Annotated in this window: 4 protein-coding genes; all 4 read right to left on the bottom strand. The window is 72.2% G+C overall.

What is annotated here, in order from left to right; all coding sequences use genetic code 11:
* Positions 1 to 48 precede the first annotated feature (48 nt).
* Positions 49 to 1,320, bottom strand: coding sequence for an ATP-binding protein (locus ETD96_RS39445; RefSeq protein ID WP_138641594.1), 1,272 nt, complete (start codon positions 1,318 to 1,320; stop codon positions 49 to 51).
* Positions 1,321 to 1,419: 99 nt separating this feature from the next.
* A complete protein-coding gene (locus tag ETD96_RS39450) occupies positions 1,420 to 2,091 on the bottom strand; it encodes a response regulator transcription factor (protein ID WP_019629095.1) in 672 nt (223 codons plus the stop codon).
* A gap of 140 nt (positions 2,092 to 2,231) precedes the next feature.
* Complete coding sequence (gene treZ, locus ETD96_RS39455) at positions 2,232 to 4,004, bottom strand: malto-oligosyltrehalose trehalohydrolase (protein ID WP_138641595.1); 1,773 nt, start codon at positions 4,002 to 4,004, stop codon at positions 2,232 to 2,234.
* Positions 4,001 to 6,269: malto-oligosyltrehalose synthase (gene treY, locus ETD96_RS39460; RefSeq protein ID WP_205719692.1), on the bottom strand; the 2,269-nt coding region annotated here is incomplete at its 5' end. The genes treY and treZ, both read right to left, overlap by 4 nt.

Below are 6,269 nucleotides of genomic sequence, written 5' to 3' on the forward strand. Positions count from 1 at the left end.
CCCCCAGCGAGGACTACGCCGAGATCTGAACGGCCCGGCCGCCGCCCGTCAGGCGGGGCCCATGACCACCCGCTCGGCGGCCAGGCGCGCCTCTGCGGGCTGGCGGAGGAAGACCCCGAAGACCGCGGGACGGGACTGGATCAGTTCGAGGCGGCCGCCGTCCACCACGGCGAGCGAGCGGGCCAGGTAGAGGCCGAGGCCGGTGCCGTGGCCGCCGCTGACGCTGCGGTCGAAGATGCGGGGCTCCAACTCGGCTGGGATCCCGGGGCCCTCGTCGCCGATCTCGACGACCACCGACCCGGCGCCCGGCTTGGTGTGGATGGTGACGGTCCCGGCGCCGTGGGTGAGCGAGTTCTCCAGCAGGGTCGCGAGGATCTGGGAGAGGCCCTCGGGGTTGGTCAGGCCGATGAGGCCCTGCTCGCCGACGATCCGCACGTCCCGGCCCTCCTTGCGGAAGCTCGGCCGCCACTCCTTGACCTGCTGGGTGATGATCTCGTCGATCGGGGACGGGACGGCGCCGCCGGCCGGGTCGTGCCGGGCGCGGGCGAGCAGCTGCTCCACGACCGCGACGAGCCGCTCGGTCTGCGCGACCGCGGCGGCGCCCTCCTCGCGGACGACGTCGGGGTACTCGGCGGCCTCGATCATCTCCTCCAGCCGCATCGACAGCGCGGTGAGCGGCGTGCGGAGCTGGTGGCTGGCGTCGGTGGCGAACTGGCGGCCGGCGACGACGAGGTCGGTGATGCGGACGGCGCTGCGGTCCAGCACCTCGGCGACCTGGTCGATCTCCGGGATGCCGTAGCGGCGGGGGCGGGGCCGGGCGTTGCCGCTGCCGAGCCGGTCGGCGGTCTCGGCGAGCTCGCGGAGCGGCAGCATGAACTTGCGGGCCTGCACCATGGCCAGGCCGACGGTGACGGCGACGCCGAGCAGCGCCAGGCTGCCGATCAGCAGGATCAGCCGGAGCGCGGCGTCGCGGACCTCCGCCTCCGGGCGCGCCACCCGGACCCGGACCGCGCCGTGCGCGGCGGTGGCGCTGAGGACGGGGCCGCGGCGCGGCGGCCCGGCGTTGAGGGTGCGGCCGTCCGGCAGCGTGACGGTGATCTGCCGGCCGGGGTACTCGCGGGCGATGATCGCGCCGGTGACGGGCTGCGGTTTCTCCAGGCTGTAGCCGACGCTGCCCGCGATGGAGGACGCCTCCCGGTCGAGCGACCGGCCGGCCTCCTCGTAGACGAGTTTGTGTGCGGCGTAGGCGAGGGGTATGCCGAGCAGGAGGATCGCGACCACCGCCACCGCGAGCGTCGACAGGAGGAGTCGGCGCCTCATCAGGGCTCCTTAGGGGTGGGGCCGCGGACGGCGCAGCACGCTGCCCGGGGGCCTCTCGGGAAGGCCCCCGGTCGTTCCGCCCGGCCGCGGCGGCCGGTGCTAGTCGCCGCGCTCGAACCGGAAGCCGACGCCCCGCACCGTGGTGATGTAGCGGGGACTGCCGGCGTCGTCGCCGAGCTTGCGGCGCAGCCAGGAAATGTGCATGTCGAGCGTCTTCGTGGAACCCCACCAGTTGGTGTCCCACACCTCGCGCATGATCTGTTCGCGGGTCACGACCTTGCCGGCGTCGCGGACGAGCACCCGCAGCAGGTCGAACTCCTTGGTGGTCAGCTGGAGCTCCTGGTCGCCCATCCAGGCGCGGCGCGACTCGGCGTCGATCCGCACCCCCTGGACGATCGGGGTCTCGGTGCTGCCCCGGCGGAGCAGCGCGCGCACCCGCGCGAGCAGCTCGGCCAGCCGGAACGGCTTGGTCACGTAGTCGTCGGCGCCCGCGTCGAGCCCGACGACGGTGTCGACCTCGTCGGCCCGGGCGGTCAGGATCAGGATGGGCACGCCGTGCCCCTCGGCCCGCACCCTGCGGGCCACCTCAAGGCCGTCCAGTTCGGGCAGGCCGAGATCGAGGACGATCAGGTCAACCCCGCCGCCGAGCGCCCGCTCCAGCGCCTGCGGGCCGTCCGGGCTTACTTCGACGGTGTACCCCTCGCGACGCAGCGCGCGGGCGAGAGGCTCGGAGATGGACGTGTCGTCCTCGGCGAGCAGTACTGAGGTCATGAACCGATCGTATGACCATTCTTGACCATTACCGGGCTGCCGCCGCGCTCTTGACCTGCGGTTTGCCACTCGTAGTACATTACCGAACACGACATATCCGTCAGTACCCGTATCTTCGCCGCAATAGACGCGTCCACGGGTCAGCGAAAAATCGCGATCGAGGCCGCGGGCAGCTCCACGGCGACCCTTCCGGAATCGCCGAGAGCGCCGGGGTCGAGGTGAATCGCCGGATCCGACGCGAGCAGCAGCCGGGGGCGCGCGCCGGGCGGCCCCGCCGGGAGGGCGACGGGCACGTCCCCGAGGTTCGCCGCCACACCGATCCCGCCGCGCCGCATCACCAGCCAGCGCGCCGTGCTCTCGTCCGTCCCGACCTGCACCGCGGCCGGCCGGGGGTCGTTCAGGTCGGGTTCGGAGCGGCGTAGCGCGATCAGGGCGCGATGCCATTCGAGCAGGTCAGCGTGGTACGGGTCGTCCGGCTCGGTCCAGTCGAGGACGGATCGGCGAAAGGTGTCCACAGCCTGTGGATCGGGGACCTCGCCCGCCCAGCCGTGCCGCGCGAACTCCCGCCGGCGCCCCTCGCTGACGGCGCGGGCCAGCTCCGGATCGCGGTGGTCGGTGAAGTAGCACCAGGGGGTGGACGCGCCCCACTCCTCACCCATGAACAGCATCGGTGTGAAGGGCGCGAGCAAAAGCAGTGCCGCGCCCACTTTGAGCAGCCCTGGGGACGGCAAGAGCGCGCCGATGCGGTCGCCGGAGGCGCGGTTGCCGACTTGGTCGTGGTTCTGCAGAAAGCCGAGGAAACGGTGTGCGGGCGTTTCCCGGACGTTCACCGGCCGCCCGTGGTGCCGGCCCCGGTAGGTCGACATGGTCCCGTCATGAACGAAGACTCTGGTAAGGGCCTTCTTCAGCGTTTCCAGAGAGCCGAAGTCGCAGTAGTAGCCCTGCCGTTCACCGGTGAGCGCGGCGTGCAGCGCGTGGTGGAAGTCGTCGCTCCACTGCGCGTCCAGGCCGTATCCGCCGGCCTCCCTGGACGTCACCAGGCGCGGGTCGTTCAGGTCGGATTCGGCGATGAGGAAGAGCTGCCGCCCAAGGTGGGCGGATTCCGCCGCCACGGCGCGCCCCAGTTCTTCGAGGAGGTGCGTGGCGCTGTGGTCGGTGATGGCGTGGACGGCGTCGAGCCGCAGCCCGTCGAAGTGGTAGTCACGCAGCCACATCAGCGCGTTCTGCACGACGAATGCGCGGACCTCGTCCGAGCCTTCCTGGTCGAAGTTCACCGCGTCGCCCCAGGGGGTGGCGTGGGCGCTGGTGAAGTACGGCCCGAAGCTGCCCAGGCGGTTACCGTCCGGGCCTAGATGGTTGTAGACGACGTCGAGGACGACGGCCAGGCCGCGCGCATGGGCGGCGTCCACGAAGCGCTTCAAACCGTCTGGGCCGCCGTAGGGCTCATGGGGCGCCCAGAGATGGACCCCGTCGTACCCCCATCCGTGACGGCCGGGGAAGGACGCGACGGGCAGCAGCTCCACCGCGTCTATGCCGAGCGCCACCAGATGGTCGAGGCGGTCGGTAGCGGCGTCGAACGTCCCCTCCGGCGTGAACGTGCCGACGTGCATCTCGTAGAGGACGCTCCCAGGGAGCGGACGGCCGTGCCAATGCTGGTCCGTCCATGCGAACCGTCCGTGGTCGTAGACACGGCTCTGGCCGTGCACGCCGTTGGGCTGCCAAGGCGAGCGAGGGTCGGGCAGTACTTCGTCTGAGCCGTCCAAGACGAAGCCGTAGTCCGTCCCATGGACGGCGTCGGCGACGGTGGCCTCCCACCAGCCGGAGGGCCGCGCCTCCATCGGATGGCCCGTGCCGCCGACCACGACTTCGACGCGGTCGGCGGCCGGTGCCCACACGGTGAACCTGGTGCTCAACTACCGAACTCCCTGGGGACGAGCAGAGCGACGGGCAGATGCTCGAAGACGCGGTCCGCGTCCAGGAAGGGACCCATGTGCGTGCAGCCGGTCAGCACGTCCCGCCAGCCCTGGTGGCGGACGTCCACCCGCGTCCCGTTCCAGCCGCCCCGGCGTTCCAGCCCCACGGGCAGCCGGGTGGCGAGCGCGACCGCGCCGCCCCGCGCGAACCCGATCAGATGCTCGGCCGCCGGCCCGCGCGCCGCGACCGGCTCGTGCCGGGACCCCGGCCCGAACCACTCGGGGTGGGCGCGCCGCAGCCGCAGCGTCCGCGAGGTGACCAGCAGCTTCTCGTCGTCGACCTCTTTCGGGCGGCGGCCGGTGTCGAGCCGGGCGAGGTGCTCGCGGCGCCGCCCGTAGTCGACCGGGCGCCGGTTGTCGGGGTCGACCAGCGCCAGGCCGGTCAGCTCGCAGCCCTGGTAGACGTCCGGGACGCCCGGCATGGCCAGCTGGACGAGCTTCTGCCCCAGCGTGTTCACGCGCGCGTAGGGGGCCAGCCTGGCGACGAACGACGTCATGTCGGTGATGAGGTCGGGGTCGGACAGGACGCCCCGCGCATACGCGAGCACGGCCTTCTCGTAGTCGGCGTCTTGCTCGACCCAGGACGTGCGGGTCTTGGCCTCCCGCATCGCCTTGGTGAGGAACTCCTCCAGACGATCCTGGGTGATGGGCCAGGCGCCGACGAGGGTCTGCCAGAGGAGGTATTCAAGGTCGGGCTCCAGCGGTGACGGGGTCGGCCCCCACGTCCGCCAGCGCTCCACGGCTTCCCTCCACTCGCCCGGGATCTCCGCCACGACCGACAGCCACGCCCGTACGTCCTCTTCGCGCTTGGTGTCGTGCGTGGAGAGGGTCGTCATCGTCTGCGGCCAGTCGCGGGCGAGCCTGATGCAGTACGCGTGGAAGTCCTCCGGGCTGACGGAGAACCGCTCTGGGGCGCCGCCCACCTCGTTCAGCGCGGCCATCCGGTTCCACCGGTAGAACGCGGTGTCCTCGACGCCCTTGGCGGCGAGCGGCGCGGACGTCTGCTGGAACCGCACGATGAACTCGGCATCGGTGCGCTCACCGCGTCCCAGAGCGAGGTCTACGACGGCCTCCAGGTCGCTGTGGATCTCCTCGGGAAGGTAATTGCGCGCACGGTCTGCGGCTTCCGTTAACACGTCCACGGCCTGCTGTGGAGCGTCCTCACCGGGCACGACGTAGGCGCGGTACACGGGCATGGCGACGAGCAGTTCGACCAAGGCCCGTTCCATGCCGGGACGACGCTCGCCCACGACCCGGTGGAGGACGCGCAGAAGCCGGTCCATCTCCGGCTTGAGCCCGTGTGTGGCGGCGTGCAGGCGGGCCTCGTGCTCGACCTCCTCGAACTCGGCCGGATTGCCCGTCAGCGACACGTAGTAGTCGGTGAGCGGCTTCTCGCCCGCCGGGTCGACGAACAGCCCGCCGACCATGCCGAGCGAGTCGTAGCCGGTGGTGCCCGCGCACGGCCAGTCCGGCGGCAGCCGCTCCTCCCCCTCGGTGATCTTCTCGACGAGCAGCCAGCGGCCCGGCGCGGCCTCCGCCAGCCGGCGCAGGTAGCCGCGCGGGTCGGCGAGGCCGTCCGGGTGGTCGACGCGCAGGCCGTCCACGAGGTCCCGCTCGACCAGGCCGAGCAGCAGCGCGTGCGTGCGCCGGAAGACCTCGGGGTCCTCCTGGCGGAGCCCGATCAGCCCGGAGATGTCGAAGAACCGCCGGTAGTTGGGCTCGCCCTCGCCGGGCAGCGCGATCCGGCCGCCGCCCGCGTCCCAGTCGACGTCGAACCACCGCGCGAACGGCGAGCCCGGCCCGTCCTCCAGGACCCGCGCGAGCGGCAGGTTCAGGTCGTGGGGGTCCGGGATCGCCATGTGGTTCGGGACGACGTCGACCAGCAGCCGCAGGCCGTGCGCGCGGAACCGGGTGGCCATCGCGCCGAACGCCTCGGCGCCGCCCAGCTCCTCGGACAGCCGGGAGTGGTCGACGACGTCGTAGCCGTGCGCGGAGCCCGGCGCGGCCTGCAGGATCGGGGACAGGTACACGTGGGACACGCCGAGGGACGCCAGGTAGGGCGCGAGCGCGGCGGCCTCGGCGAAGCCGAAGCGCTCCTCGGGCGTCCCGCGGAGCTGGAGGCGGTAGGTGCCGGACGGCGGTGCGGTCAGCGGGTCGGGGCCGGGGGTGTCGGCCTGGTCCTTCTCGGTGCTGTGGTCCTCGGAC

Source organism: Actinomadura geliboluensis, from assembly GCF_005889745.1.
Taxonomy (GTDB): domain Bacteria; phylum Actinomycetota; class Actinomycetes; order Streptosporangiales; family Streptosporangiaceae; genus Spirillospora; species Spirillospora geliboluensis.

Bases quoted from the DNA above. Each gene is read 5' to 3' on its own strand.
- ETD96_RS39445 (WP_138641594.1), bottom strand. From the start codon at position 1,320: ATGAGGCGCCGACTCCTCCTGTCGACGCTCGCGGTGGCGGTGGTCGCG.
- ETD96_RS39450 (WP_019629095.1), bottom strand. From the start codon at position 2,091: ATGACCTCAGTACTGCTCGCCGAGGACGACACGTCCATCTCCGAGCCT.